This is a genomic window from Nocardioides sp. AE5, assembly GCF_031844485.1.
Lineage (GTDB): Bacteria > Actinomycetota > Actinomycetes > Propionibacteriales > Nocardioidaceae > Nocardioides.
In genome coordinates this window covers 187,608-211,477 of sequence record NZ_JAUZVI010000006.1, presented here as the reverse complement: position 1 = coordinate 211,477, position 23,870 = coordinate 187,608, and the positions used below count along the sequence as shown (strand labels likewise).

General features: G+C 69.0%; 30 protein-coding genes and 3 tRNA genes. 12 read left to right on the top strand and 21 right to left on the bottom strand.

The window, feature by feature from the left end; all coding sequences use genetic code 11:
* Nucleotides 1-86: 86 nt before the first annotated feature.
* Nucleotides 87-1,367: a glycoside hydrolase family 16 protein gene (locus tag Q9R27_RS11220; RefSeq protein ID WP_311252464.1), complete on the bottom strand. Its 1,281-nt coding sequence runs from the start codon at nt 1,365-1,367 to the stop codon at nt 87-89.
* A gap of 139 nt (nt 1,368-1,506) precedes the next feature.
* Between Q9R27_RS11220 and Q9R27_RS11215 the strand changes: the two genes are divergently transcribed.
* From Q9R27_RS11215 to Q9R27_RS11205, 3 genes are all read left to right on the top strand, one after another.
* On the top strand, nt 1,507-2,064 hold the full coding sequence (locus tag Q9R27_RS11215; RefSeq protein ID WP_311252463.1) for a PAS domain-containing protein: 558 nt from the start codon (nt 1,507-1,509) through the stop codon (nt 2,062-2,064).
* Nucleotides 2,061-3,032, top strand: a complete 972-nt coding sequence (locus tag Q9R27_RS11210; RefSeq protein ID WP_311252462.1) for a methyl-accepting chemotaxis protein — start codon at nt 2,061-2,063, stop codon at nt 3,030-3,032. Before Q9R27_RS11215 ends, Q9R27_RS11210 begins: the two co-directional genes overlap by 4 nt.
* 107 nt (nt 3,033-3,139) lie before the next feature.
* Nucleotides 3,140-4,063, top strand: a complete 924-nt coding sequence (locus Q9R27_RS11205; RefSeq protein WP_311252461.1) for a hypothetical protein — start codon at nt 3,140-3,142, stop codon at nt 4,061-4,063.
* A 61-nt stretch (nt 4,064-4,124) separates the two neighbouring features.
* Here the strand turns inward: Q9R27_RS11205 and Q9R27_RS11200 are convergent.
* A tRNA-Arg gene (locus tag Q9R27_RS11200) sits at nt 4,125-4,197 on the bottom strand.
* Between the two features lie 55 nt (nt 4,198-4,252).
* Entirely contained in the window at nt 4,253-4,588 is a 336-nt protein-coding gene (locus tag Q9R27_RS11195) for a metalloregulator ArsR/SmtB family transcription factor (protein ID WP_311252460.1), read from the bottom strand.
* Nucleotides 4,589-4,740: 152 nt separating this feature from the next.
* Between Q9R27_RS11195 and Q9R27_RS11190 the strand changes: the two genes are divergently transcribed.
* Together Q9R27_RS11190 and Q9R27_RS11185 are read left to right on the top strand one after the other, a co-directional pair.
* Nucleotides 4,741-6,579 carry a phosphoenolpyruvate carboxykinase (GTP) gene (locus tag Q9R27_RS11190; RefSeq protein WP_311252459.1) on the top strand — a complete coding sequence of 613 codons (1,839 nt, stop codon included), beginning with the start codon at nt 4,741-4,743 and terminating at the stop codon, nt 6,577-6,579.
* 168 nt (nt 6,580-6,747) lie between these two features.
* Nucleotides 6,748-7,728, top strand: coding sequence for a LuxR family transcriptional regulator (locus Q9R27_RS11185; protein WP_311252458.1), 981 nt, complete (start codon nt 6,748-6,750; stop codon nt 7,726-7,728).
* Between the two features lie 150 nt (nt 7,729-7,878).
* On the opposite strand, the gene Q9R27_RS11180 is transcribed toward Q9R27_RS11185, so the two are convergent.
* The 3 genes from Q9R27_RS11180 to Q9R27_RS11170 all read right to left on the bottom strand — a co-directional run bounded on the left by Q9R27_RS11180 (nt 7,879) and on the right by Q9R27_RS11170 (nt 8,871).
* The gene (locus tag Q9R27_RS11180; RefSeq protein ID WP_311252457.1) at nt 7,879-8,025 is read right to left on the bottom strand and encodes a hypothetical protein; all 147 of its coding nucleotides are present in this window, start codon (nt 8,023-8,025) and stop codon (nt 7,879-7,881) included.
* A 223-nt stretch (nt 8,026-8,248) separates the two neighbouring features.
* A tRNA-Ser gene (locus tag Q9R27_RS11175) sits at nt 8,249-8,339 on the bottom strand.
* 67 nt (nt 8,340-8,406) lie between these two features.
* Nucleotides 8,407-8,871, bottom strand: a complete 465-nt coding sequence (locus Q9R27_RS11170) for a hypothetical protein (RefSeq protein WP_311252456.1) — start codon at nt 8,869-8,871, stop codon at nt 8,407-8,409.
* 105 nt (nt 8,872-8,976) lie between these two features.
* Between Q9R27_RS11170 and Q9R27_RS11165 the strand changes: the two genes are divergently transcribed.
* Both Q9R27_RS11165 and Q9R27_RS11160 read left to right on the top strand, forming a co-directional pair.
* A complete protein-coding gene (locus Q9R27_RS11165; RefSeq protein WP_311252455.1) occupies nt 8,977-9,351 on the top strand; it encodes a hypothetical protein in 375 nt (124 codons plus the stop codon).
* A gap of 86 nt (nt 9,352-9,437) precedes the next feature.
* Nucleotides 9,438-9,525 (top strand) — tRNA-Ser (locus Q9R27_RS11160).
* Nucleotides 9,526-9,562: 37 nt separating this feature from the next.
* On the opposite strand, the gene Q9R27_RS11155 is transcribed toward Q9R27_RS11160, so the two are convergent.
* Genes Q9R27_RS11155 through Q9R27_RS11145 form a run of 3 tightly spaced genes read right to left on the bottom strand, consistent with a single transcriptional unit; the run spans nt 9,563 to nt 11,706 of the window.
* Nucleotides 9,563-9,793 carry a biotin/lipoyl-binding carrier protein gene (locus tag Q9R27_RS11155; protein WP_311252454.1) on the bottom strand — a complete coding sequence of 77 codons (231 nt, stop codon included), beginning with the start codon at nt 9,791-9,793 and terminating at the stop codon, nt 9,563-9,565.
* Between the two features lie 46 nt (nt 9,794-9,839).
* Entirely contained in the window at nt 9,840-10,904 is a 1,065-nt protein-coding gene (locus Q9R27_RS11150) for a hypothetical protein (RefSeq protein ID WP_311252453.1), read from the bottom strand.
* A 10-nt stretch (nt 10,905-10,914) separates the two neighbouring features.
* Entirely contained in the window at nt 10,915-11,706 is a 792-nt protein-coding gene (locus Q9R27_RS11145) for a carbon-nitrogen hydrolase family protein (RefSeq protein ID WP_311252452.1), read from the bottom strand.
* A gap of 66 nt (nt 11,707-11,772) precedes the next feature.
* Here Q9R27_RS11145 and Q9R27_RS11140 point away from each other — a divergent pair, with 66 nt between their 5' ends.
* From Q9R27_RS11140 to Q9R27_RS11125, 4 genes are all read left to right on the top strand, one after another.
* Nucleotides 11,773-12,333: an NTP transferase domain-containing protein gene (locus tag Q9R27_RS11140; RefSeq protein ID WP_311252451.1), complete on the top strand. Its 561-nt coding sequence runs from the start codon at nt 11,773-11,775 to the stop codon at nt 12,331-12,333.
* Nucleotides 12,334-12,398: 65 nt separating this feature from the next.
* Nucleotides 12,399-12,743, top strand: coding sequence for a DUF6457 domain-containing protein (locus Q9R27_RS11135; protein ID WP_311252450.1), 345 nt, complete (start codon nt 12,399-12,401; stop codon nt 12,741-12,743).
* Nucleotides 12,744-12,863: 120 nt separating this feature from the next.
* Complete coding sequence (locus tag Q9R27_RS11130) at nt 12,864-13,832, top strand: NAD(P)H-quinone oxidoreductase (protein ID WP_311252449.1); 969 nt, start codon at nt 12,864-12,866, stop codon at nt 13,830-13,832.
* Nucleotides 13,833-13,846: 14 nt separating this feature from the next.
* Nucleotides 13,847-14,401, top strand: a complete 555-nt coding sequence (locus Q9R27_RS11125) for a bacterial proteasome activator family protein (protein WP_311252448.1) — start codon at nt 13,847-13,849, stop codon at nt 14,399-14,401.
* Nucleotides 14,402-14,424: 23 nt separating this feature from the next.
* On the opposite strand, the gene Q9R27_RS11120 is transcribed toward Q9R27_RS11125, so the two are convergent.
* The 7 genes from Q9R27_RS11120 to serS form a co-directional block, all read right to left on the bottom strand.
* On the bottom strand, nt 14,425-14,910 hold the full coding sequence (locus Q9R27_RS11120; RefSeq protein WP_311252447.1) for a DUF6036 family nucleotidyltransferase: 486 nt from the start codon (nt 14,908-14,910) through the stop codon (nt 14,425-14,427).
* Nucleotides 14,911-14,969: 59 nt separating this feature from the next.
* A complete protein-coding gene (locus Q9R27_RS11115) occupies nt 14,970-15,533 on the bottom strand; it encodes a helix-turn-helix domain-containing protein (protein ID WP_311252446.1) in 564 nt (187 codons plus the stop codon).
* Nucleotides 15,534-15,571: 38 nt separating this feature from the next.
* On the bottom strand, nt 15,572-16,159 hold the full coding sequence (locus Q9R27_RS11110; protein ID WP_311252445.1) for a hypothetical protein: 588 nt from the start codon (nt 16,157-16,159) through the stop codon (nt 15,572-15,574).
* 63 nt (nt 16,160-16,222) lie between these two features.
* Complete coding sequence (locus Q9R27_RS11105; RefSeq protein ID WP_311252444.1) at nt 16,223-17,026, bottom strand: HAD family hydrolase; 804 nt, start codon at nt 17,024-17,026, stop codon at nt 16,223-16,225.
* Complete coding sequence (locus Q9R27_RS11100) at nt 17,019-17,564, bottom strand: GNAT family N-acetyltransferase (protein WP_311252443.1); 546 nt, start codon at nt 17,562-17,564, stop codon at nt 17,019-17,021. Before Q9R27_RS11100 ends, Q9R27_RS11105 begins: the two co-directional genes overlap by 8 nt.
* Nucleotides 17,564-18,400 carry an HAD family hydrolase gene (locus Q9R27_RS11095; RefSeq protein ID WP_311252442.1) on the bottom strand — a complete coding sequence of 279 codons (837 nt, stop codon included), beginning with the start codon at nt 18,398-18,400 and terminating at the stop codon, nt 17,564-17,566. Before Q9R27_RS11095 ends, Q9R27_RS11100 begins: the two co-directional genes overlap by 1 nt.
* On the bottom strand, nt 18,397-19,689 hold the full coding sequence (gene serS / locus Q9R27_RS11090; protein ID WP_311252441.1) for a serine--tRNA ligase: 1,293 nt from the start codon (nt 19,687-19,689) through the stop codon (nt 18,397-18,399). The genes Q9R27_RS11095 and serS overlap by 4 nt, the downstream gene beginning before the upstream one ends.
* Nucleotides 19,690-19,767: 78 nt before the next feature.
* On the opposite strand from serS, the gene Q9R27_RS11085 reads away from it, so the two are divergent.
* The gene (locus Q9R27_RS11085; RefSeq protein WP_311252440.1) at nt 19,768-21,354 is read left to right on the top strand and encodes a diacylglycerol kinase family protein; all 1,587 of its coding nucleotides are present in this window, start codon (nt 19,768-19,770) and stop codon (nt 21,352-21,354) included.
* A 39-nt stretch (nt 21,355-21,393) separates the two neighbouring features.
* Here Q9R27_RS11085 and Q9R27_RS11080 read toward each other — a convergent pair whose 3' ends face one another.
* The 5 genes from Q9R27_RS11080 to Q9R27_RS11060 all read right to left on the bottom strand — a co-directional run bounded on the left by Q9R27_RS11080 (nt 21,394) and on the right by Q9R27_RS11060 (nt 23,859).
* On the bottom strand, nt 21,394-21,747 hold the full coding sequence (locus Q9R27_RS11080) for a DUF5615 family PIN-like protein (RefSeq protein ID WP_311252439.1): 354 nt from the start codon (nt 21,745-21,747) through the stop codon (nt 21,394-21,396).
* Nucleotides 21,744-22,076, bottom strand: coding sequence for a DUF433 domain-containing protein (locus tag Q9R27_RS11075; protein ID WP_311252438.1), 333 nt, complete (start codon nt 22,074-22,076; stop codon nt 21,744-21,746). The genes Q9R27_RS11080 and Q9R27_RS11075 overlap by 4 nt, the downstream gene beginning before the upstream one ends.
* 81 nt (nt 22,077-22,157) lie before the next feature.
* On the bottom strand, nt 22,158-22,640 hold the full coding sequence (locus Q9R27_RS11070; RefSeq protein WP_311252437.1) for a nitroreductase family deazaflavin-dependent oxidoreductase: 483 nt from the start codon (nt 22,638-22,640) through the stop codon (nt 22,158-22,160).
* Nucleotides 22,641-22,708: 68 nt separating this feature from the next.
* The gene (locus Q9R27_RS11065; protein WP_311252436.1) at nt 22,709-23,026 is read right to left on the bottom strand and encodes an XdhC family protein; all 318 of its coding nucleotides are present in this window, start codon (nt 23,024-23,026) and stop codon (nt 22,709-22,711) included.
* The gene (locus tag Q9R27_RS11060; RefSeq protein WP_311252435.1) at nt 23,020-23,859 is read right to left on the bottom strand and encodes an XdhC family protein; all 840 of its coding nucleotides are present in this window, start codon (nt 23,857-23,859) and stop codon (nt 23,020-23,022) included. The genes Q9R27_RS11065 and Q9R27_RS11060 overlap by 7 nt, the downstream gene beginning before the upstream one ends.
* Nucleotides 23,860-23,870 lie beyond the last annotated feature (11 nt).

Sequence of the window (23,870 nt, the reverse complement as noted above, 5' to 3'; positions counted from 1 at the left end):
GCGTCACAGCCCTACTCAAGCGACGAGGACCCCGCGTTACAGCGGGAGGGGCGGCGGCAGCCTCGTCACGGGTGCCGGCGGGCAGGTCACTGCCAGATGCGCACGTAGTCGACCTGGGTGGTGACCCGGGCGGGCATCACGGCAGGGTCGTACTCGTTGCCGGTGGTGCCCATCATCTGGGTCAGGGCCAGGAAGAACGGGTGATCGAACGGGGCGTTCGCGTTGAGCAGGCCCACCGGCGAGGAGTAGTTGTTCTCGATGCACAGATCCCCGTTGACGAAGATCCGCAACCGGCGGGGCTCCCACTCCAGTCCATAGGTGTTGAACTCGCCGGGATTGACCGCACAGATGCCGGTGACGACGTTCCGGTTCTTCGCCTTGTTCGTCATGCCGGCCAGGTAGTGCATGCGCGGAATAGCGTCGTCGGGGTGGGACGAGTAGTGCTCCACGATGTCGATCTCGCCCGACAGCGGCCATGCACCGTATCGCGACTGGTCCACCGGCCACAGCCAGATCGCCGACTGAAGACCCGGGCGGCGTACGTCGGGGAACCTCGCGCGGATCTCGTACTTGCCGTAGGTCTGGGAGTGGGTGCCGAAGTGCGAGACCTGCCCGGCGACGTACTGCGAGGCCTTGCCCTTGCCGCAGTCGACCGTGTTGGGCAGGCGGACCATCGAGAGCTCTAGGTGGCCGTCACGGACGGCGATCACGTCGTCGCGGTCGTCGTAACAGGTGTAGAGCGTCTTCGTCCCGTTGGTGACACCCGAGGTCGCGGTGACCTGGGGATACCAGGCGTCGCGATCCAGTTCGGTCCCGTCGAACTCGTCGCTGTAGGTGCACGTCCAGGCACTGCCGTCGGCCTTGCGTGGCGCCTGCCCGGCGCACGGCTTGTCCGCGATGCCGCCCTGCTGGCCGGCGTTGGACGGGGTGGACGGGCTGGACGGGGTGGGGGTCGAACCGCTGGGCGCGGGCGCAGGTGCCGGCTGCACCGGCGTGGCGACCACCAGCGTGTAGGTCGCCGAACGGGTGCTCCGCAGGCCGTTGGTGATCGCGACGCGATAGGCATAGGTGCCCTCGGTCCGCTGGCTCACCGTGAACTGGGCCTGGCCCGCGTCGTCGAGGGTGCCGGTGGCTGCCCGCGTCCAGAGCAGGCCATAGGCCTTGTGCTCGAGGGTGACCCGGCTGCCGGCGGGCAGGGCCGCTCCAGTGATGGTGGCCGTCAGTGTCGCCGACTCGCCCGGAGCCACGTCGGCCGGACCGGCGAGGGCGACCCGCAACGGCGCCGACGACGACGCCGGTGCGGCCAGGCCGAGCAAGGCCACGATCAAGGCGAGGGCAACGGCGAAGGTCCTGCTCGAGAAAGTCACGAGCGACCACCCTAGGTGAACAAATCGGACATACGAAACCGGTCCCGGGTTCCGGGTGTCGTGATCCTCGACTCATTCTTCCTACAGAAGCGCCCCGGCTTGCCGATCAGATGTCGCGAACCGGAAGGGAAGTGAGCAGATGACAACGCTGGTGCGCGAGGCCGCGGTGGTGCCGAGTGGAGTCGAGCGGAAGCTCGCCCCGGAGGCGATCATCGTCTCCAAGACGGACCCCAAGGGCCTGTTGACCTATGTCAACGACACCTTCCTGGAGATCAGTGCCTATGAGGAGGCCGATCTGATCGGGCGGCCGCACAACGTGATCCGGCACCCGGACATGCCACGGGCGGTCTTCAAGCTGCTCTGGGACACCCTGGCCAACCAGGACGAACTCTTCGCCTACATCGTCAACCTGTCGGCCGACGGTTCGCACTACTGGGTGCTGGCCCACGTCACGCCGTCGCGCGACGAGACCGGCCAGACCATCGGCTTCCACTCCAACCGCCGGGCGCCGTCGACCGCGGCGATCAGCCAGGTGGTCCCGATCTATCAGCGCGTGCGCGCCATCGAGGACGCCCAGCCCAACGCCCGGGCCGCCACCGAGGCTGGTGCACGTGCGCTGGAGCAAGTCCTGGCCGACCGTGGCCAGACGTACGACGAGTTCGTCTGGCACCTGATCAACCTGGAGGACCAGCCGTGAACAGCCTGCACATTGCCGAGGCCCCGGCGCCTGCCGCTGCGCCGACGGCCCTCACCGAGGACGAGCGCGCTGAACTCACGGCGTACCGGGCCCTCTCCGCACGGATGCTGGACACGCTGCGCGCGGCCGGCCGTGGCGACCTCGAGGCCCGGGTGCACCGGGTGCCGGAGACCGATGCGTACGCCGACCTGGTCGAACTGCGCCACGCGGTGAACCGGGTCCTCGACCTCTCCGATGCGTTCATCCGCGAAGCTGGCGCCGCCCTCACCGCTGCCGGCGAGGGGCGCTACCACCGGCGCGTCCTCGAGCGCGGCATGCCGGGACACTTCCGGGTGGGCGTCGCCTCGATCAACGCCGGCCAGGCCCAGATGGAGCAGGCCGCCGACCAGGTGCAGGGAGCCACCGCCGAGCGCCAGGAACTCGCCAACCAGTTCGAGTCGGTGGTGGTCTCGTTGACCGAGCACGTCGTCGACTCGTCGCGCCAGATCTCGACTGCGACCACGGACCTGACCCGCTCGGCCGAGGGCGCCGGCGCCGAGATGGAGCAGGCCCGGACCACGGTCGAGGAACTCTCCACCTCGTCGCAGGAGATCCAGCAGGTGGTGAAGATGATCGACGCCATCGCTGCCCAGACCAGGTTGCTGGCGCTGAACGCCACCATCGAGGCCGCCCGGGTCGGCGAGGCCGGCAAGGGCTTCGCCGTGGTCGCCTCCGAGGTCAAGGAACTGGCCAACGAGACCCAGACCGCGACCCAGAAGGTCGGTGAGCACGTGGCGATGATCCAGAACGTCACCTCGGACGCGGTGAGCGTGATGGCCAGCGCCGGGGCGACCGTGCAGCAGATGAACACGATGGTCACCGAGATGGCAGCAGCTGTCGAGGGCGGCGCCGAACAGGAGGGCCTGAGCGGGGCGACGGTGAACCTGCGCGCCCAGGTCAGTGACTTCCTGCAGGTGATGCGCCGCTGACGGCGCACGCGTGGCGCTCTCGCGGTCAGTTCGGTGATTCGCCGAACAGGCTGGTCCTGCCTGGTCCACCATGGCCTTCGATCACCACCATCAGAAGCGAGTCCCCCATGCATGCACGTCCCCGGTCCTACCTCTTTCCCGTCCTGGCCCTGGGCCTCGTCCTCACCGCATGCGGTGACGGCGACGAGCCCATGGATGCCGCGGGAGCAGAGGCCGCGGTGCGCGACTTCATCGACTCCTTCAACGACGGCGACTACCGGGATGCCTGCGACCGCTGGACTGAGGAGTACGAAGAGGCCAGCATCGCGGAGTGGAACGAGGACGGCTTCGGCGCCGGGGTCAAGACCTGCAAGCAGTTGCTGACGCAGACCGACCTGATCATGCGCGCCTTCCTTGACGTCGAGGAGGGCGAGGACCTGCTGGTCATCGAGGAGATCGAGGCCACCGTCGACGGCGAGAGTGCCACCGTGACGGTCGACTATGGGGACGGTGACACCGCAGGGTTCGGACTCGTCCACGTCGACGGCAGGTGGCTGATCGACTCCGACACCGACGAGGAGTCCGGGCTCGACGAGGAGTCCGGGACGGAACCGAGCGCGAGCGAGTCCCCCGACGTCGCTCCGTCGGCGGTCGGCGATGCCATCGAGCTCGGCGACTGGACCGTCACCGTGACCGAGGTCGTGGCGAACGCCGACGATGCCCTCGCCACGGCCAACGAGTACAACGATGAGCCGCGGGGGCAGTACGTCCTGGTCACCTATGAGGCGGTCTACAACGGCGCGGAGCGGACGGCGGATGCGGCCTCGGACCTGACCTGGACCTTCGTCACCCCCAGCGCCGAAGTGCTGGACGAGGCCAGCCAGACCACGCCTGCCGAGGCCGCGGACTGGACCACGACGGTGCGCACCGGCGGGAAGGCACGTGGGCAGGCACTCTTCGACGTCGACCCGACCCAGGTCGAGGGCGGCACGATCAGCGTCGAGACGTACGACGTCGACTACGACATGCACTACGCCGACATCGAGTTCTGAACGGCGTACGACGGTCCCGAAATGCGAGGAAGCCCCGGTCTCCCGGGGCCTCCTCGTCCTGCGCGCCTGTAGGGATTCGAACCCCAAACCTTCTGATCCGTAGTCAGATGCTCTATCCGTTGAGCTACAGGCGCATGCCCTCGCAAGAGGACTGCACGAGGATAGCCGACCTGCGGCCGTTCGGCGAAATCAGGTGGACTCGCGCAGGCTGGCGAGCATGTCCTCGGCGTCGCCCCACACCGAGGCGAGGATCCCCCGGCCGGCCGCGAGCAGGTTGGCGATCTCCGGCGTACTGAGGGCATAGATGACCGTCGTGCCCTCGCGCGTCGAGGTGACCAGGCCGGAACGGCGCAGCACCGCTAGCTGCTGCGAGAGGCTGGACGACTCGATGCGCAGGTCGGCCAGGAGGTCACGCACCGGCATCGGTTCCTCCTGGAGGAGCTCCAGGACGCGGATCCTCACCGGGTGTCCCAAGGTGCGGAAGAGCTCCGCCTTGGCCTGGTAGATGGGGATACTGGTCGTCATTGCTCCCCTCCCGGGTCCGGTGTGACTGAGGATGCAGATTACATTACTTGCAAAGTTCTTCAAGTAATGTCAGCCTGCATTCCCATAGGGTGGCGAGCAGCGTGTCACCAGCAAGGCAGAGCGACACTTCCACGAGAGGGTCAAGGCAAACGATGGCAGACGTTGAGGCAGCACTGGATGCAGCCGGGCTCAAGAATCCGCACGTGCGTGAATACGTGCGCTACTACGCCGAGCTCACCGGAGCAGAACGCGTCGAGGTGGTCAGTGCCGCTGACGACTCCCGCCTGATCCAGGAAGCGCTGGAGGCCGGCGAGCTCTCCCCCGCCGGCGACGGGCTCTACTACTCGCGCAGCTTCCACAAGGACACCGCGCGCTCCGAGGAGCGCACCGTCGTGGCCACCAACGACCCCAAGGACAAGGGCGTCTACAACAACTGGAAGCCGGCCTCGGAGATGAAGCCGCTGCTCGAGGACCGCATGCGTGGCGCGTCCAAGGGCAAGACGATGTACGTCATCCCCTACCTGATGTCGCCCCCCGGCAACGAGCTGGCGCCGTGGGCCGTCGGTGTCGAGCTGACCGACGCCCGCCCGGTCGTGCTGCACATGATCCGGATGTCGCGCGTCGGCGTGGAGTTCGTCGAGGACCTCGAGGACCCGAACCTTTTCGTCCGCGCGGTCCACGTGACCGGCGACCTGGAGAACCTCGGCCAGGGCACGCCCGAGGACCAGCGCTACTTCGTGACCGTCGCCGACGAGCGCACCATCCTCCACTTCGGTTCGTCGTACGGCGGCAACGCGCTGCTCGGCAAGATCGCCCACGGCCTGCGCCAGGCGGCGTACGACGGCTGGGCGAGCAAGAAGTTCCTCGGTGAGCAGTACATGCTGATCGGGATCCACGACAAGGAGACCGGCAAGGACTACCACATCTGTGGTGGCTTCCCGAGCGCCTCCGGCAAGACCAACCTGGCGATGATGCTGGCGCCCGACGCCCTCGGCGACCGCTACCACGTCTCCTTCTACGGCGACGACATCGCGTGGCTGTGGGTCAACGAGGAGGACGGCCGCCTCTACGGGATGAACCCGGAGTACGGCGTCTTCGGCGTCGCCAAGGACACCAATGAGCTGACCAACCCAACCGCTCTCCACTCGGTGGACCCGGGCACCCAGGCGATCTTCACCAACATCGCCTACAACCCGGACACCAAGGAGGTCTGGTGGGAGGGTCGCACCCCCGAGCCGCCGGCCGACACCACCGGGTGGCTGGACTGGAAGGGCAACCCGATCTCGGAGCGCTCCGAGGACGAGAAGGACGCCCCGTGGGCCCACCCGAACAGCCGGTTCACCACCACGCTGGACAACGTGCCCAACATCGCCAAGGACTACAACGCCGCGGCTGGCGTGCCGATCGACGCGATCATCTTCGGTGGCCGCACCCGCGACCGTGAGCCGCTGATCCGCGCGATTCACGACCTCGCCGAGGGCGTGTACGACGGCCTCACCCTGGGCGCCGAGGCCACCTCGGCGGCCGAGGGCAAGGAGGGCGTGCTCCGCTACGACCCGATGTCGAACCGGCCGTTCATGGCCTACGGTGAGGGCGACTACGCGCGCCACTACCTCGACATCGTCGGTGCTGCCAAGGACCAGCCGATCTTCGCCCACGTGAACTGGTTCCAGCGCGACCCCGAGGACGGCCACTTCCTGTGGCCCGGATACCGCGAGAACCTGCGTCCGCTGCTGTGGCTGATCCAGCTCCGCAACGGTGAGGTCTCCGGTCGCGAGACGCCGGTCGGCATCCTCCCGACCGTCGAGGAGCTCAACCTTGAGGGCCTCGACATCCCGGAGCAGGACCTCGAGACGATCCTGTCGATCGACGTGGACCGCTGGAAGCAGGAGATGGGCTACCGCGAGGAGCACCTCAAGCAGTTCGAGAACCTGCCCGAGGAGATCTGGGAGGCCCACCGCCGCGTGGCCGCCGCCCTGGACCAGGCCTGAGCGAGGAGTGAGGCGGAGGTACGCCGAGGAACGAGGCGTGCCGAAGCCAGGGCCCGGAGGGCCGTCCGTGATTCACGGACGGCCCTCCGGCCATTTCAGGCATAATCTCCCCGCAGGGGGCCGCACTGTGCTGCCCACCGGGGGCGAGCGGCGAGGAAGGGGTTGTCCGTGGACGGTTCAACCAGTCCGCACCAGCGTGCACTGCTGGAATCGGCTGGCATGGGGGTCTATGAGGCGATCGCTGCGGCCAGCGGGGTGCCGGCCGATGACCCACTGGTGCGCGACCAGCCCCAGGCGGTGGCGCTGCTCCTCGAACTCGGCCTGCTCCACCTCGAGAACGACCGCTATGCCGTGGTGGACCCCAACTCCGTCCAGTCCGGCATCGTCTCCCCCCTGGGCCAGCAGGGCGCCCAACTGATCGCCGAGTCGAGCCAGTGGGCCCAGACCCTGTCCGACCTCAGCCAGGTCTACCGTCGTTCACCCTCCACCGAGGATGGCCCGGTCACCCGCCTGCGCGGGGCACAGATCGACCGCTTCCTGGCCGAACTGGTGCCCAGCGCCAAGACCGAGATGCTCACCGCTCAACCCGAGGGTGACCGCGGCGGCTCCGACCTCAAGGAGGCCGGCGCCCGCGACGTGGAGGCGCTGCGCCGCGGGGTTTCGGTGCGCACGATCTACCAGCACGCCGCCCGCCGCTCCCGGCCCACCCGTGCGTACGTCGCCAGGGTGGTCAAGGAAGGCGCCGAGGTGCGCACCCTGGACGAGTTCTTCAACCGCCTGATCGTGGTGGACCGGGCCGTTGCCCTGATCCCCTCCGGTGACGACCTCAACGTCGCCCTCGCGATCCGCGATGTCGACCTGGTCGCCTATCTGGTCGACATCTTCGAGCGCTTCTGGGAGCGCGGCCGGCCGTTCGAGAGCCAGGAGTCCAGCACCCTGGCCAGCATTGCCGCAGAGCAGCGCGCGATGGCGATCCGGATGCTGATCGAGGGCCACTCCGATGCGACCTGCGCGAAGCGGCTCGGAGTCAGCCCGCGGACCTATGCCGCCTATGTGGCTGACCTGAAGAACGAGTTCGACGCCCAGACGCGATTCCAGCTGGGCTATCGGATGGGCCTCAAGGGAACGACGGGCACCCCGGACGCCTGACCGGTGGATCCGCCCGCACAAGGCGTCCTGAAATAGGAGCGAGGGCAGCGACTCGGAGTCGCTGCCCTCGCGGTGTCTGGGACGGGCCGGGGGGATGGCTCAGGGACCGAACATGTGGGGGGTTGAAGGGTCCTTCGTCCCAGGTCTTTCTCAGTCGAGGAGGACGGTCGAGATGATCTCGCCGCGGCCCCAACTGCTGTCTATGGCCTGTGCGGAGACGGCGGTGGCGCCGAGGAGACCGGCACTGATGCCAGCCGTGAGCACAATCGCGGCAACCCGCTTGCTGAGCTTCCTCATGCTGTTCTCCCCACAGAAGTCATTCTTTTTACCCGTCTACAGTGTGCGCCATTTTGCTGGAACTTGCCCATGAATCCGGTTGCAAGAATCTGCATTGCAAGGATTCGCAGAAGTCTTTACCCACTCTGCGACGGGTTCATGCACGATCCACCAATCTTTTTTCCACTCTTGAAATCGCGGATGTCCCGCGACCCCGGAGTGGTTTCGCGGGACATCCCATGCGCGGAGGCGGAGGGATTTGAACCCTCGATGGGGTTGTAGCCCCAAACCCGCTTAGCAGGCGGGCGCCATAGACCAGACTAGGCGACGCCTCCCCAACGCGCGCCTAGGTTACCTGCAGATCCGCGCGGGCGCAGAATCGGGTGGTCCCGGCGGTGCGCGTCAGGTGCGCCGACGCTTCTGTGGCCGCTTGAAACCGCGCTCGGCCAGGCGGGCCTGGATGTCGCGGACGAACGCCTCGCGATCGGCGGCCAGGATCTCCACCGGGATGGTGGTGCTCCCGCCGTCGCGCAGCCTCAGCACCAGGCAGGGCGCCCCGGCGATGGTGTCGGTGACCGCCTCCTCGACGTCGGCCCAGCGGGCTTGCCGGACGCCAGCGCCCCGCACGAACCGCACCCGGTAGCCGTCTGCCGTGGTGCGGACGACGTACGCCGCCCTGCCGAGCCAGAAGCCGACGCCGCAGACTCCGACCAGGGTCAGCACCACCGCGGCCGTGAGCACCAGGACGGGCGCGTCGAGGACGAGAACCAGGACGGTGGCGAGGAAGACCAGGCCCCCGAGCAGCAGGAGGACCAGGCCGAACAAGCGGGCGGTCAGATGCGGGGCAAGGCGGTAATCGGTCGACACCCCCCGATTCTCCCGCACCGCCACCGGGGCCCGGGCACGGCCCCTTGCACCGATGCGTGATGCAGGTCACACTCGATGGACTGTCCGGCGACACCAGGAGGCGCGATGAGGGATCCCGTCCAGCAGAGCCTGGCCGCCCTGGCCCAACTCGTCGACGTACGCGTGCCCGAGGGGACCGCGCTGGGCAACTGGCGGTGGACGGTGCGCCAGCGCCTGGCCGCCGTACGTGAGGGACTGGCCAACGAGACCGCGATCGCCAACGACGGATGGCTGGTCGCCCGCGAGAGCACGGTGCTGCGCGAGCGCACCGCCCTGATGACCCGGCTCGGAGCGCTGGGACCGGCCGTGCTGCAGGACGCCGACATCAACCGGGTCCGGGGCGAGCTCAAGCGGATCATCGCCGACGTCGACCGCCACCAGCAGCGCCTGCGTGACATCGCCTATGACGACGTCGAGATCGAACTCGGCGGATCCGAGTAGCCGCGACCACTGGCACCACCACGGTGCCCCACCCGTAGACTGTCCACGCTGGCGCCGGGCGACCACGTGTCGTCGTACGTCGGCACGGAGGGGTGCCGGAGTGGCCTATCGGAACCGCCTTGAAAGCGGTCGTGGGGAGACCCACCGCGGGTTCGAATCCCGCCTCCTCCGCCAGGCGGCCCGCCAGCGCGGAGCCGCAGCGCGCCAAGGATCAGTGGCGCACGGTGAGGAGGACGTCGCCCTCCTGGACCACATCGCCGACGTCGACGCGGACCTTGTCGATGGTGCCTGCCTGCTCGGCCAGCACCGGGATCTCCATCTTCATCGACTCGAGCATCAGCACCTGGTCGCCGACCTCCACCCGGTCACCGACGGCAACGGACACCTCGATCACGTTGGCCACCATCTCGGCGACGACGTCCGTGCTTCGTTCCCTGCTCATGGGATCGAACCTAGCCGTTACCGACAGGTACGCCGATCCGGCGGCCTCACATCAGGGGCGAGAAGCGCGCCGGCTCCGGACGCATCGCCGTCTGCTCCTCGGCCCGGCGTGCCCGACGGCCGTGCTGTCCGGTCAGGGCGAGGTCGATCCGGATGATCCCGTAGCCGATGACGATGCCGGCGACGAACGAGTAGCCCACGATCAGCACCGCTTCGAGCCAGCCGGTGGCCGGGTTGACCAGGAGGCCGGCGACCGAGGTGGTCAGGGCGACACCGAAGACGCAGAGCCACCAGCCCTGGCGGCGGCGGGCGCGCACGTGACAGCCCCAGACCAGGGCCGGTACGCCGAGCATCGCCTGCACCGGGCGGGGTGCCGCACCGAGGTGCTCGCGCATCCAGCGGACCACCTGGAGGACATTCTCCACGAACCCCTCGGCGCCGTAGCGGCGCAGCAGTTCGGTGTAGGCGAGGATGGCGACCATGGCCAGGGTCCCGACCAGCACCGCGATCGCGCCGCGCCTGCCGAGGCCGTGCAGTCCGGCGCCCAGGCTGTAGACCAGGGCTAGGGCCAGCACGAACGCCAGGGTGAGGGCGGTGTAGTCGAAGAGGCCCAGGTCGACCACCGGGCGATAGCCCACCACGCCGAGTGCACCGACCGCCGAGATCGCGATGGCCACTGCCGCTTCGCGCACCGCATGCCGGAACCGGACCGCGGGCACCGTCGCCATCACCGCCAGGACACCGGCGACCACGGAGGTCATCACCGCAGCCCCGGTGCGCAACAGTTCCGCCCCCGAGACCACCGCCAGCAGTCCGAGGGCGAGCGCAACGCATCCGAAGACCAGGGCCCGGCCGCCGGTGCGCAGTGACAGGAAGGCGGCGAAGCAGGTCGAGATGGTGACCGCAGCCGCCTGGTCGAGCCAGGCGGGCCCGATCCCGACCACATTCAGGCCGGCCAGGACGACGGCGCCGACCACCACCGTGCCCCACAGGGTCCAGCCGACGGCCAGGATCTTGCCGCGGCCGGTGCGGAGTCGCTCCAGCAGCACGCCCGCTCGCGACGGCGGGCGCTCGGCCTTCCGTCGGCCAGCGGAGCGTTGCGAGCGGGACACGCCGGACAGGCTATCGGGAACGGTGCCGCCGGTTCGCCAGAGCCGGGTTCGCGCTCCGCGCACTGTTGATCGCGTCACGCCGCAACGTGGCGTGCAGGACCTGCGGCCCTTCCCCGGCCTCGGCGACCACCTCGCCCATCGGGTCGACGACCAGGGAGCGTCCGGTGTAGCGGGGCTCCGGTTGCCCGACGGCCACGACGTACGCCGTGTTCTCGATCGCCCGGGCCCGCACCAGCGTCCTCCAGTGGGTGACCTTGGTGGCGTGCTCGGCCTCGGTGCGCCCGTGCACCCAGGCCGCCGGGACGAGGAGCACCTCGGCACCTGCCTCGACCAGGTCGCGGGCCAGTTCCGGGAAGCGCAGGTCATAACAGGTCATCAGCCCGACCCGGAACCCGCCGACGTCGACCACGACCGGCTCCCACTCCCCGGCCACCAGGCGGTCGGACTCCTTGTAGCCGAACGAGTCATAGAGGTGGATCTTGCGGTAGTTCGCGGTGGCGGCGCCGCGCAGCAGCAGGGTGTTCCACGGGCGGGCCGGGTCCGCGGAGCGCTCGAACATGCCGGCCACGACGGTGCGCTGCGGGCCGGCCAGGGCCCCGAGTGCCTGGCCGAACGGCCCGTCGACCGGTTCGGCGAAGGCGGAGACGTCGTCGCCGGGGCTGCCGAAGTCGCGGGCGAACGCCTCGGGCAGCACCACCAGGTCCGCGTCCAGCCCGTCAACGGCGGCAGCCATCGCGGCGCGGTTCTCCGCTGGGTCGAGGGAGGAGGCTGCCTGGACCAGGGCCACGTCGAGTTCGTCCATCCGTCCATCCTGCCACTGCGGCGCCGTGGCTCCGCGGTCCCCGTTCGGCTCTGCCAGACTGCCCCCATGAACCGCCAAGCCCTCGGAGCCGTGATCCTCGCCGGCGGCACCGCTGCCCGGATGGGCGGCGCGGACAAGGCATCGATCGAGTTGCACGGGCGCACCCTGCTCGCCTGGGCGCTGGACGCAGTGATCGACGCCGGGGAGGTCGTCGTACTCGGCGACTGGGTGCACACCGAGCGACCGGTCACCTTCACCCGTGAGGACCCGCACCTCGGTGGTCCGGCCGCCGGGCTGCTGCACGGCCTCGACTCGTTCGCCCGCCGTCCGGAGCAACTGCTGGTGCTGGCCGTGGACATGCCCAGGGTCTCGATGGGCACCTTCGCGCGGCTCCGCGAAGCGGCCCGCGGCCATGACGGCGCCGTCCTGTGCGGTCCGGACGGGCGGCGGCAACTCGCGCTGGTCGTGGAGACCACCGCCCTGGAGCGGGTCCGCCCGCCGCGCGAGGAGGAGTTCGGGCTGCCCGTACGCCGCCTCCTGGCCGACCTGGACCTGGTCGAGGTCTCCTCGATCGACGACGAGCACCGTGACATCGACGGGTGGGCCGACCTGCGCGACCTGGCCTGATCCCGGACTGGCCAAACCGGGCCCAGGGGGTTGCAGAGCGCGCCGGCAACGATCACGCTGGAGTCGTGAACCTCCACGACTGGATCGACGAGTTGTGCGACGCCCTGGACATCGATGTCGAAATCGATGAGGCGCTCGTGCTCGACGTGGCGCGCGAGGCCGCGCACAACGTCGTACGCCCGGCCGCGCCGATCACCACGTTCCTGCTCGGGTACGCCGCCGGCGTACACGGGGCCGACCCGGAGCGGACCGAGGCCCTGGCCGCAGCCGCGCTGCGCCTGGCCGAGCACTGGGAGCAACCGGCCGGGGCACCGGACCCGGACGACATCGCCGACCCGATCCCCGATGACGCCGGGGTCGACCATGCCGGCGACCTGAAGGACCTCGAAGGCCTCGACCACAACTCCTGACGGCCCACGAACGCTCACTCGTTGATGTCCGAAAGCTCAATCGTTGCGCTCTGGGCATCAACGATTGAGCGTTCGGACATCAAGCACTGAGCGTTCGTGGGATCCGGTTAGGGTGGCGGCATGCGTGCCGTCGTCGCCAACGGGACCGGTGGTCCCGACGTACTCTCCGTCGCCGAAGTGCCCGATGCCGTCGCCGGACCGGGCGAAGTGCTCCTGCGGGTGCACGCCACGGCGGTCAACCGGGCCGACACCCTGCAGCGCCAGGGCTTCTACCCGCCACCGCCCGGGGCCTCGGAGATCATCGGCCTGGAGTGCAGCGGCACCGTCGAGGCCCTCGGCGAGGGCACCACCGGGTGGCAGGTCGGCGACCAGGCGTGCGCGCTGCTCGCCGGCGGTGGGTACGCCGAACTGGTGGCCGTCCCGGTCGGCCAGTTGATGCCGGTCCCCGCGCCACTGGACCTCACCGAGGCTGCCGCCCTGCCCGAGGTGGCGGCCACCGTCTGGTCCAACGTCTTCATGCTCGCCGGACTCGGCGAGGGCGAGTCGTTCCTGGTCCACGGCGGAGCCGGCGGGATCGGCACCTTCGCGATCCAACTCGCCGCTGCGCGCGGTGCCCGGGTCCTCACCACTGCCGGGTCGGAGGAGAAGCTGGCCACCTGCCGCGAACTCGGCGCGGAGGTCGCGATCAACTACCGCGAGCAGGACTGGACCGAGGTGGTCCGCGAGGGCGGTGGCGCGGACGTCATCCTGGACAACATGGGCGCCAAGTACCTCGGCCTGAACGTCGCGGCGCTGCGCACCGGTGGCCGGCTCGTGGTGATCGGCATGCAGGGTGGGGTGAAGGGCGAACTCAACCTCGGTGCCCTCCTGGCCAAGCGCGGCTCCGTGCACGCCACCTCGCTGCGGGCGCGGCCGCTCGAGGAGAAGGCAGCGATCTGTGCCGAGGTGGTCGAGCAGGTGTGGCCGTTGGTCGCCGAGGGGCGGGTGCGTCCCGTCGTACACACGACGATGCCGCTGGCCGAGGCCGCCCGGGCGCACCAGCTGATGGAGGAGAGCGGGCACATCGGGAAGATCGTGCTGACCGTGTGACTACCCTTGGGTCCATGAGTGAGAACCAGCCCGAAGAGCAGATCCTGATCCTCGGTCCCCAGGACGGCGAGGGCAACGACGGTGGCGGCGACGAAGAGCGCAACGTGACCGACCTCGTCGAGCAGCCGGCGAAGGTGATGCGGATCGGCACCATGATCCGCCAGCTCCTGGACGAGGTGAAGTCCGCCCCGCTCGACGAGGCCAGCCGCAACCGGCTCAAGGAGATCCACGAGTCGTCCATCAAGGAGCTCGAGGCCGGTCTGGCGCCGGAGCTGATCGAGGAGCTCGAGCGGATCTCTCTGCCGTTCACCGAAGGTACGCCGAGCGAGAGCGAACTGCGCATCGCCCAGGCGCAGCTGGTGGGCTGGCTGGAAGGGCTCTTCCACGGCATCCAGACCGCGATCTATGCCCAGCAGGTGGCCTCACGCGCGCAGTTCGAGCAGATCCGCCGGGCACTGCCTGCCGGGCTCATCCAGCAGGCGGGGCAGCAGCCGGGCGCACCCGGAGCAGAGGGCGAGGCCCCGGAGGGGCAGCCGCACGGCGGCCCCAGCTCGGGGATGTACCTCTAGTGGTCCGGCGTACGTCTGATTGATCAATCCCCGCCAGTGAACGCGTCGAGATAGCTATGAATGCGGCCTAGGCGTACCGGCTTCTGGTCCTCGGCGATTTCCTCTGCTCGTTCCCGCAGGGTGACCACATCGAGCATGCCTGCCCGGACGAGCGCGTCGACAAAGTCGCGGTCCTTTGGTGCCAGGCGGGCCAGTTTGGCAATTGCCAGGTCATGGGGCTCCAGGAACAAGGGGCGAGCTGGCTCGGAGGAGACCAGGCCCCACGTATGGAGCCGGTCACGCCATCCCCTGGGAAGGACCGCCGTCTCGGTCGAGATGCCCTCGGCGTACACACCGTTCATCCGGTGAAACGTCGACATCTCGCCGATGGCCGCCTCGACAAGGTCGGCCTTGGAGCGGTCGGGGTCGTCAAGGAACGCGATGTCGGCTTCCATCGAGGCGGTTGCCTCAGGTGGTAGTTCGTCTTCGTCGAAGGAACCCAGGATCGATTGGGACCCGAGGACGAGCACTTCTGCACTGTCGACGACCCGACAGGCCGCTCGCAGGAGGTGTGCAAGTTGTTGACGATTCACGCGGACTGGTGCTCACGGTTCCAGTGGTCATTGAAGTTCCGCAGAACCTGCGCCCGGGTCATGTCGTCGAGGATGCCAGCGAACGGGGTGTTCTGCCGCAGTTCGCACGCTTCCGGGCTCGGCGAGACGATGGTCTCCATCACCGCATCAAGGCCCTGCTCCAGGATCTGCTCCCAGCGGCCGAGGTGACGCACCGTCACACCGTCAGGACGGTGCGCGCCCTTCCATCGGGTGATGTTCTCGAAGGCGTGATCGATGACCTCCTGGGGAGCCGTCAGCAGTGGCGTCATCAGCGCGCGATGCAACCACAGTGACTTCTCCTGCTCCCGGGTCAGGGAAGGTCGAAGAAGACGGTTGACCTCACGCACGGGGATGCGGCGGTGCTTGCCGACCATGACGTGCTCCAACTCTCCCCGGTCACAAAGGTTCACCACCTGCTGGCGTGAGACACCGAGGCGAGTCGCGGTCTCGCCGGTGCTCAGGAGGTCACGGTCCACAGCCATGGGACCATCTTGGCGGGCAAACACCAAAAACACAACGCCATTCAGGTGCCTCCGCACGAGGCGCAGCCCCAGGGCGGCGGGCCTTCGGCGCGGGGTCAGGCGCCCTTGCGGGAGCGCCCGAAGAGGGTGCCGATGACGAGTGCGACCACGCCGACCATCGCCACGATCAGGCCCGGCGCGATCGCCTTGGTGATGCTCGGCGGAGCACCGTCCTCGACGCTGGTCAGTTCCACGTCCAGCGGCTCGGGCTCGGGCTCGGGGGCGAGTTCCTCCTGCACCTGGGCCAGGACCATGGGCGAGGCGGCCCGGGTGCCCTCGGTGCTCACTGCCTCGAAGTAGTTGGCACCCTGGACCTCGCCGACGAAGAAGATCAGTTCGTCGCCGGTCTGGATCTCACCGATGCCGCACTGCTCCGGGTCGGTCGAGGAGGCCACCCGGACCAGCGGGTCGAGTCCGCTGCCCTTGAGTTCGTCGGTGACCTGTACGTCGTAGATCCGCCGGTTCCCGTCCTGGGCCGGGTCCACGCGCTGCTCGGTCACAGTGCCGGTGAAGATGTGCACGGCATGGCTGACCTGCCGGTTGAACGGCAGCACCGGCTCGTCACACGCATAGGCAGGTGACGACCCGAGGGCCACCATCGGAAGGCCCAGCATCAGCAGCACCAGCACGCGGCGCATCGTCACCTCCGGTTCGTGGTCGGGCAGGGCTGGATGGTCCAGCCTAGACAATCGGCCCGGTTCAGGGTGTCACAGGCCGAAAAGTCCGGTGAGCACCGACGCCACGCCATCGTCCGTGTTGGCCGGTGCGACGCCTCGTGCAGCGGCCCGCGCGCTCGGGTGTGCGTTGGCCATCGCATAGGAGTGGCCGGCCCAGCGCAGCATCGGGATGTCGTTGGGCATGTCCCCGAAGGCGACCACCTCACCGGGCAACACGCCCAGCTCGGCAACGATCCGCTCCAGGGTGGTGGCCTTGGTGACACCGCGCGCGGACATCTCGACCAGTGCGTCGACCGAGGACCACGTGGTGGTGACCAGGTCACCGATCGCTTCCTCGACCTGTCCCCAGAACGGCTCCGGCGCGATGTCGTCATGCCGGGCGAGCACCTTGACCACGGTGCTGTCGACGATCTCGGGAAGCGAACCGATCGGGATCTCAAGGGGCTGCCGCACCCTCGGCTGATAACCCGGCTCCCGGGCGAAGCCGCCGGTCTTCTCCAGCGCAAAACTGGTCCCGGGGATCCTGCGGCGCAGTCGCTGCGCCGCGGCCAGCACCACCTCCGGCTCGATGGTCAATGCATTGCGCACCGCGTGACCGGGTACGTCGTACACGATGCCCCCGTTGGAGCAGATCGCCAGGCCGTGCCCGCCGACATCGCTCCACAGCGACTCCATCCACCGGATCGGGCGCCCGGTCACGAAGACCACCGGGATGCCGCGCCGGTCCAGTTCGCCGAGCACCTCGCGGGTGCGGGGGCTGACCTGGCCGTGGTCGTCGAGGAGCGTGCCGTCCAGGTCGGTGGCGACCAGTCTGGGTGCGGCCTGCTCAGGCATCGGTGCCGTCGGGTACGCCGTTGGGCCCGTCGCCCTGTGGCTCGTTGCCCCGGGGATGCGGCAGCGGGCGCGCCATCACCAGGTGGCCGTCCTCGTCGCCACCGCGCAGTTCGGTGAAGCCGCAGGTCGCCAGCACCCGGAGCCCGGCCCGGTTGGTCGGCTCGACCCTGGCCCGGACTCGGACGCCCAGAGCGTCGGTGAGGCCGAGCAGGCCCGTCAGCGCCTCGGTGGCGAAGCCGTGGCCGTGCGCCTCCGCGACCAGGCCATAGCCGACCTCCACCTCCGGCGTACCGTCGGCGGCGGGCTCGGGCGGACCGAAGAAACCGATCGAGCCCAGTGCGGTGACGCCGCGGACGATGTGGCGCGGCGCCCACGGGTCATCGGCACGCCACAGCGCGGCCGCATCGACGTCGTCGGGTCGCGGGTAGTCGCGGTGATAACCCTCGCGCCCGCGGCCGGCCCGGATCGCCTCGGAGTCCGCGCCGGTCCACAGCGGCAACCGGAGCCGCTCGGTGGTGACCATCGGGGGCAGGTCCATCAGGGGAACCAGCGGGAGACCTCGATGGCGGCGCCGTCCTCGTCGACCGGTTCGGTGACGTGGTCGGCGGCGTCCCGCACCTTCTCCACTGCCTGCCCCATCGCCACCGCACGGCCGGCCCAGGCGAACATCTCCAGGTCGTTGAGACCGTCACCGATGGCCAGTGCGTCAGCGGCCTCGACGCCGAGCTCCGCGGCGACGTGGGCGAGGCCGGAGGCCTTCGAGATGCCGACCGGGGCCAGGTCCATCCAGGCGGTCCACCCGATCACGTAGTCGGTGCCGTGCAGCCCGAGCTTGGTGGCCAGGTGGTGGAAGTCCTCCACCGTGGCGTCGGGGTCGCGGATGATGACGCGGCTGACGGGCCCGGCGACCATCTCCTCCACGTCGGTCAGGATCATCTCCCCGGAGAGCTCACCGGGAGGGAAGTGCCGGTTGACCCGATAGCCGATGCCGCGCTCCTCCACCCCGACCAGGGCGGAGGGGTGGTGCTTGAGCACCTCGCGTACGGCGACGCTGGCGTCGAAGGTCTCCTCGTGGACCACCTCGATCGGTGGGTAGCGCAACACCACCGCTCCGTTCGAAGCCACGATCCACAGCCGCTCGGCGCCCTCGTCGGGCAGGCCCAACTGGTCGGCGATCGGCGTCATCGCGTGCAGCGAGCGACCACTGGCCAGGACGATGTGGGCGCCGGCGTCATAGGCCCGGCGTACGGCGTCACGCACCGCCGGCGGCACCTCCCCGTGGACCGTCCCGGAGCCCTCGACCCAGCGCAGCAGGGTGCCGTCGATGTCGAGGGCAACCAGCTCGGGGCGCCAGCCCGGCAACGCTTCCTTCACGGCTTCACAATCGGCTCGAGCACCTCGCGGCCGCCGAGATACGGCTGCAGCGCTGCCGGCACCCGGACCGACCCGTCGGCCTGCTGGTGGGTCTCGAGGATGGCGACGATGGTGCGCGTCATCGCGCACAGGGTGCCGTTGAGGGTGGCGATCGGACCGGTGCGCTGCTGCTCGCCGTCGCTGAACCGCGCCCGGATGTCCAGGCGGCGAGTCTGGAAGTCCGTGCAGTTCGAGGTCGAGGTGAGCTCGCGGTACTTGCCCTGGGTGGGGATCCACGCCTCGCAGTCATACTTCGCGTTGGCGCTGGGCCCGAGGTCGCCGGCGGCGACATCGATCACCCGGTAGGCAAGCTCGAGCTTCTCCAGGAATGCCTTCTCCCAGGCCAGGAGGCGCTGGTGCTCGGCCTCCGCCTGGTCCAGGGTCGTGTAGACGAACATCTCCACCTTGTCGAACCAGTGCACCCGGATGATGCCGCGGGTGTCCTTGCCGTGCGAGCCTGCCTCCCTGCGGAAGCAGGGGCTGAACGCGGCGTAACGCAGTGGCAACGTCTCGGCGTCCAGGATCTCGTCGGAGTGGTACGCCGCCATCGGCACCTCGCTGGTGCCGACCAGGAAGAGGTCCTCGCCCTCGATCCGGTAGACGTCGTCGGCGGCCTGGTCCAGGAAGCCGGTGCCCTCCATCGCGCGGGGCTTGACCAGGGACGGCGCGATCACCTCGGTGAAGCCGGCCTCACGCGCTTGGTCCATGGCCAGGTTGACCAGGGCACGCTCGAGCTGGGCGCCCACCCCGGTGAGGAAGTAGAAGCGGCTGCCGCTGACCTTGGCGCCCCGCTCCAGGTCGATGGCGCCGAGCAGTTTCCCGAGCTCGACGTGGTCGCGCGGCTCGAATCCCTCGGCGGAGAAATCCCGCGGCGTCCCGACCTCCTCCAGGACGACGAAATCCTCCTCGCCGCCGGCGGGGGTGTGCTCGGAGGCGAGGTTCGGGATGCTGGCCAGGGCCGCCTTCCACGCCACCTCCGCCTCACCCTGGGCCGCCTCGGCCGCCTTCACCTCAGCGGCCAGTGCCTTGGTCCGCGCCAGGAGATCGGCCTTCTCGTCGGGCGATGCCTTGGGGATGAGTTTGCCGAGCTGCTTCTGCTCGGCCCGCTTCTCCTCGAAGTCGACGATCGCCTTGCGCCGCGTCGCGTCGGCGGCCAGTGCCCGGTCCACCGCTTCACCGGAGAGGCCACGCTTGGCGAGGGCGGCGCGGACGCGGTCGGGTTCGTCTCTCAGGATGCGGGGATCGATCATGGCGCAAGGCTATCTGCCGCCCCCGACCCCGGTCGCGGGGAATACCGGCAGCCGCCCGGTGGCGGCATACTTCAGGTCGTGACCGACCGCTCCGCCACCACGATCCGCCTCGTCTGGGCCACCGTCCTGCTCGGCGCCTTCGCCGTCCTGACCTTGCTGGTCGCCACCTCGTGGAGCCCGCTGGTCGACCTCGACCACTCGGTCGTCGCCGAGACCCGCACGTGGCCGGCGGACGGCAGCTGGCTCGAGGACTTCCTGCGCTGGCTGGAGCATGTCACCGGCACCATCGCCGGGACGGTCTACCTGGTGGCGCTGGTCGCCGCCCTCGCGCTGAACGCCCATCGCCGCGCGGCGGCGTACGTCGCGATCGTGATCGTCACCACCTTCGCCACCACCCACCTTTTCAAGATGCTCCTCGGCCGCGACCGGCCGGAGATCCAGGCCGCTTTCGACGAGTTGAGCAACGGGTCCTATCCCTCCGGGCACGCCTCCAATATTGCGGCGCTGGCCGGCGTACTCATCGTGGTGACCCACATGCTGGCGCGCCGGGCCGGGGTGCGCCGGCTGCTCGACGTACTCCTGCTGGCCCTGGTCGTGGCCGTCTGCATGGACCGGCTGCTGCTGGCACGCCACTACCCGAGTGATGTGATCGGTGGCCTGCTGCTCGGCTCCGGCCTGGTCCTGCTGGTGCTGGCGCTGTTCAGCCCGCAACCGCGCAGCACCGCGCTCACCGCCGCCCCGCTGGTCACGTCCGTGCCGGCAACCACCCGTGACCTGCACGTCGTGCTCAACCCGATCAAGGTCGAGGACGTCGGACAGTTCAAGGCCACCGTCGCCGAGTTGGCCGCCGAGTCCGGCTGGAACGAGCCGGTCTGGCACCTGACCAGCGTCGAGGACCCGGGCACCGGGATGGCCGCCAGCGCGTCCGTGGCGGGTGCCGACCTGGTCATCGTCTGCGGCGGCGACGGGACTGTCCGCGAGGTCTGTGCCGAACTGGCCGGCACCGGCATCCCGGTCGGGATCATCCCCGCCGGCACCGGCAACCTGCTCGCCCGCAATCTCGACATCCCGCTCTACCTCCGCTCCGCCATCGACGTGGCCCTGAACGGACAGGACCGGGCCATCGACATGGTCCGCGTCTCCGGCGATGGCGGGGTGGCCGACACCCACTTCATGGTGATGGCCGGGATGGGCTTCGACGCCGCGATCATGGAGGGCGTCAACGAGGACATCAAGAAGCGGGTCGGCTGGCTGGCCTATGTCTGGTCGGCGCTGAAGTCACTGATGTTCCCGGCGGTCAAGGTGGAGATCACCGTCGACGACGAGCCGCCCACCACGCACCGGGCGCGGACCATCGTGGTCGGCAACGTCGGCTATCTGCAGGCGGGCATGCCGTTGTTGCCGGACGCAGCGATCGACGACGGCGTCCTGGACGTGGTGCTGCTGCACCCCAAGCGCTTCCTGTCGTGGTTCCCGCTGGCGTTCCGGGTGTTGACCAAGGCTTCGAAGACCGACGAGACGATCGAGCGGTTCACCGGCCGCAAGGTCGTCATCCGGGCCGCCTCCGACACCCCGCGCCAGCTCGACGGCGACGCGATCGGCCCCGGCAAGGAGTTGGTGATGGAGTGCATCCACGGGCGACTGTTGGTGCGCGCCCCGCGCTGAAGTTCTTTGAGCAGGCTGACGGCGCTGATCTGCAGGTGCTCAGAAGGGCAGGTAAACGACCCGGTCCCGCCATTCGTCTGCGTTACTGACCGCTGCGGCGAGCGCAATCTCCTCAATCACGAGCGCCATCGGCAACGCCGTATTGATGATGAAGACACCCGGCATAGGCAGGCCTCGCGTCACCCGCGCGTAAGCGAAATCCGGCACCGTCGAGATGTCGTGGGTCAAGAGGATCCGACCTTCGCTCGCCGCCCACTCCAAGATCGTCGGGTCGTCCTCGGTGCGAAGGTCAACGTCTTGGACGCGGACGACATCAATATCCGCGTGCGCACGGCCGAGACCAAGCACAAGGTCGGGATCGATGTTCTCGTCTGCCAGGAAGCGCGGGGTCACGAGTCGAGTCGGGCTAGCAGTCTCGCTCGCAAGCCTTCCTCCGGCGGGTGGATCGCCTCGACCCGTGCCCGCACCTCGTCGCCGCGACGTTGCTGCTCGGCAAGGTAATCCTCCACCTCGGCGCGGTGCCGAAGATAGTAGGCGAAGATCGCGTAAACATCGGCCAGTGAGACCGTTCGGTAGCCGTCGTGGATCGCTTCCGGTGTCTTGCCGCGCTTGAACGCTGCGACGAGGACATCGAGCGAGATGCGAGTCCCGGGGACCATGAGGCGGCCGGCGGCGTCACGGACCAGCGGCACCGGCTCCGGCTCGATCGCGATGGCGGTCATCGGCTAACACCTCCTGTCGGTTCAGGATACCGGGCACGGACGGCACTTGCATCGTCTCGACTGCGGTCCGCCAAGAGTTCGTCAGGCGCGGCGCAGCTCGAAGACCCGGATCGTCCGCTCGGTGCGCTTCTCGTACTTGCGATAGTTGGGCCAGGTCTGGTTCATCACCGCGAAGAGGCGGTCGCGTTCCTCCCCGACGGCCTCGCTGGGGACCACGTCGTACGAACGGCCCTCGAAGTTGACTCGGGCGCTGGTGGCGGCGGACAGGTTGGCCACCCAGACGGGCGGCTTGGGGGCGCCCCAGTTGGAGCCCGCGACCAGCCAGCCGTCGCCGTGGGGCACGCAGAGCAGCGGCGTGCTCCGGGGTACGCCGGACTTCCGCCCCGCAACCGTCAACGTCAGGCCGGGCAGTCCAGCGATCCGGACGAAGCCGATCCGGCCCCGGCTGAACTTCTGGACGACCCGGTCCATCGCGACGATCTGCCGATTCAGCCTGGGAAGCCACGCCTGGCCCCCGAGAAGAATCGCAAGAGGCCGCACCAAGCGGGCATAGAGCTCGTACATGGCGCGAAGCGTAGCGCTGCAACGGGCTTGGCCAGGACTACAAGCTCCCCGCCGCTGGGTGGCAACGGTCAGGACTGCGTGATCGACCCCCGATGGATGGACCCCGTCGTCTCGCCCAGACGTCTTCCCGTGCCTCCCCACCGGGCGGCGACGATCTCGGCGGCAATGCTGATGGCGGTCTCCTCCGGGGTCCGAGCGCCGAGGTCGAGCCCGATCGGGCTCGAGAGCCGGGCCAGCTCCTCTTGGCCGATTCCGGCTGCCCGCAGTCTCTCGAACCGATCCTGGTGCGTTCGGCGCGACCCCATCGCACCCACATAGCCGACCTCCGGCAGACGCAATGCGATCTCGAGCAGGGGGACGTCGAACTTGGGATCATGGGTCAGCACACACAACACGGTCCTGCGGTCGATCCTCCCGCTCTCCTGCTCAGCTTGAGATAGCGATGTGGCCAGGCGACGACCACCTCGTCGCTGTCCGGGAATCGGCTCCTCGTGGCAAAGACGGGTCGGGCGTCACACACGGTCACGCGATATCCGAGGAACGTGCCCACGCGGGCCACCGCCGCCGCGAAGTCGATGGCACCGAAGACGATCATCCGTGGCTTCGGCGCCCACGCCCAGGTGAAGACCCGCATGCCCTCACCACGCCGCTCACCACGCGGTCCATAGTTGAGTACGCCGTCATGGCCCGCCGCGAGGAGACCCAAGGCATCGTCACGGACCGCCTGGTCGATGCGAGTGCTCCCCAGACTCCCCTGGCAGTCGGGTCCAGAATGGTCACGGTCCGCCCAGATGATCATCCGTCGACCCACCATGTCGGCCTCCGGGTGCTCGATCACCGTCGCCACCGCCACCGGCCGCCCGTCCTCCACCGCGGCCGCGACCTCCCCCAGTTCGGGGAAGGACACCTGGTCGACGGCCTCGACGTAGATGTCCAGAATGCCGCCGCAGGTCAGACCGACAGCGAACGCATCGTCATCGCTCACCCCATATCGCTGGAGCGCCGGAGTCCTGCCGTCCCCCACCTCGCCGGCCAACTGGTGGACGGCTCCTTCGACGCAACCACCGGAGACCGACCCCACGGCCTCGCCTGCCGGGCCGTGGAGCAGGGAGGCGCCAGGCAGGCGGGGCGCAGAACGGAAGGTGGCCACCACCGTCCCCATGCCGACCGTCTCGCCGGCGCGCCACCAGGCCAACAGCTGGGGGAGAACCTCACGCATCGTCCAACTCC

Coding starts and splice junctions, on each gene's coding strand:
- Q9R27_RS11215 (WP_311252463.1), top strand. CDS start 1,507: ATGACAACGCTGGTGCGCGAGGCCGCGGTGGTGCCGAGTGGAGTCGAG.
- Q9R27_RS11205 (WP_311252461.1), top strand. CDS start 3,140: ATGCATGCACGTCCCCGGTCCTACCTCTTTCCCGTCCTGGCCCTGGGC.
- Q9R27_RS11195 (WP_311252460.1), bottom strand. CDS start 4,588: ATGACGACCAGTATCCCCATCTACCAGGCCAAGGCGGAGCTCTTCCGC.
- Q9R27_RS11190 (WP_311252459.1), top strand. CDS start 4,741: ATGGCAGACGTTGAGGCAGCACTGGATGCAGCCGGGCTCAAGAATCCG.
- Q9R27_RS11180 (WP_311252457.1), bottom strand. CDS start 8,025: ATGAGGAAGCTCAGCAAGCGGGTTGCCGCGATTGTGCTCACGGCTGGC.
- Q9R27_RS11165 (WP_311252455.1), top strand. CDS start 8,977: ATGAGGGATCCCGTCCAGCAGAGCCTGGCCGCCCTGGCCCAACTCGTC.
- Q9R27_RS11155 (WP_311252454.1), bottom strand. CDS start 9,793: ATGAGCAGGGAACGAAGCACGGACGTCGTCGCCGAGATGGTGGCCAAC.
- Q9R27_RS11145 (WP_311252452.1), bottom strand. CDS start 11,706: ATGGACGAACTCGACGTGGCCCTGGTCCAGGCAGCCTCCTCCCTCGAC.
- Q9R27_RS11140 (WP_311252451.1), top strand. CDS start 11,773: ATGAACCGCCAAGCCCTCGGAGCCGTGATCCTCGCCGGCGGCACCGCT.
- Q9R27_RS11130 (WP_311252449.1), top strand. CDS start 12,864: ATGCGTGCCGTCGTCGCCAACGGGACCGGTGGTCCCGACGTACTCTCC.
- Q9R27_RS11125 (WP_311252448.1), top strand. CDS start 13,847: ATGAGTGAGAACCAGCCCGAAGAGCAGATCCTGATCCTCGGTCCCCAG.
- Q9R27_RS11105 (WP_311252444.1), bottom strand. CDS start 17,026: ATGCCTGAGCAGGCCGCACCCAGACTGGTCGCCACCGACCTGGACGGC.
- Q9R27_RS11100 (WP_311252443.1), bottom strand. CDS start 17,564: ATGGACCTGCCCCCGATGGTCACCACCGAGCGGCTCCGGTTGCCGCTG.
- serS (WP_311252441.1), bottom strand. CDS start 19,689: ATGATCGATCCCCGCATCCTGAGAGACGAACCCGACCGCGTCCGCGCC.
- Q9R27_RS11075 (WP_311252438.1), bottom strand. CDS start 22,076: ATGACCGCCATCGCGATCGAGCCGGAGCCGGTGCCGCTGGTCCGTGAC.
- Q9R27_RS11070 (WP_311252437.1), bottom strand. CDS start 22,640: ATGTACGAGCTCTATGCCCGCTTGGTGCGGCCTCTTGCGATTCTTCTC.
- Q9R27_RS11060 (WP_311252435.1), bottom strand. CDS start 23,859: ATGCGTGAGGTTCTCCCCCAGCTGTTGGCCTGGTGGCGCGCCGGCGAG.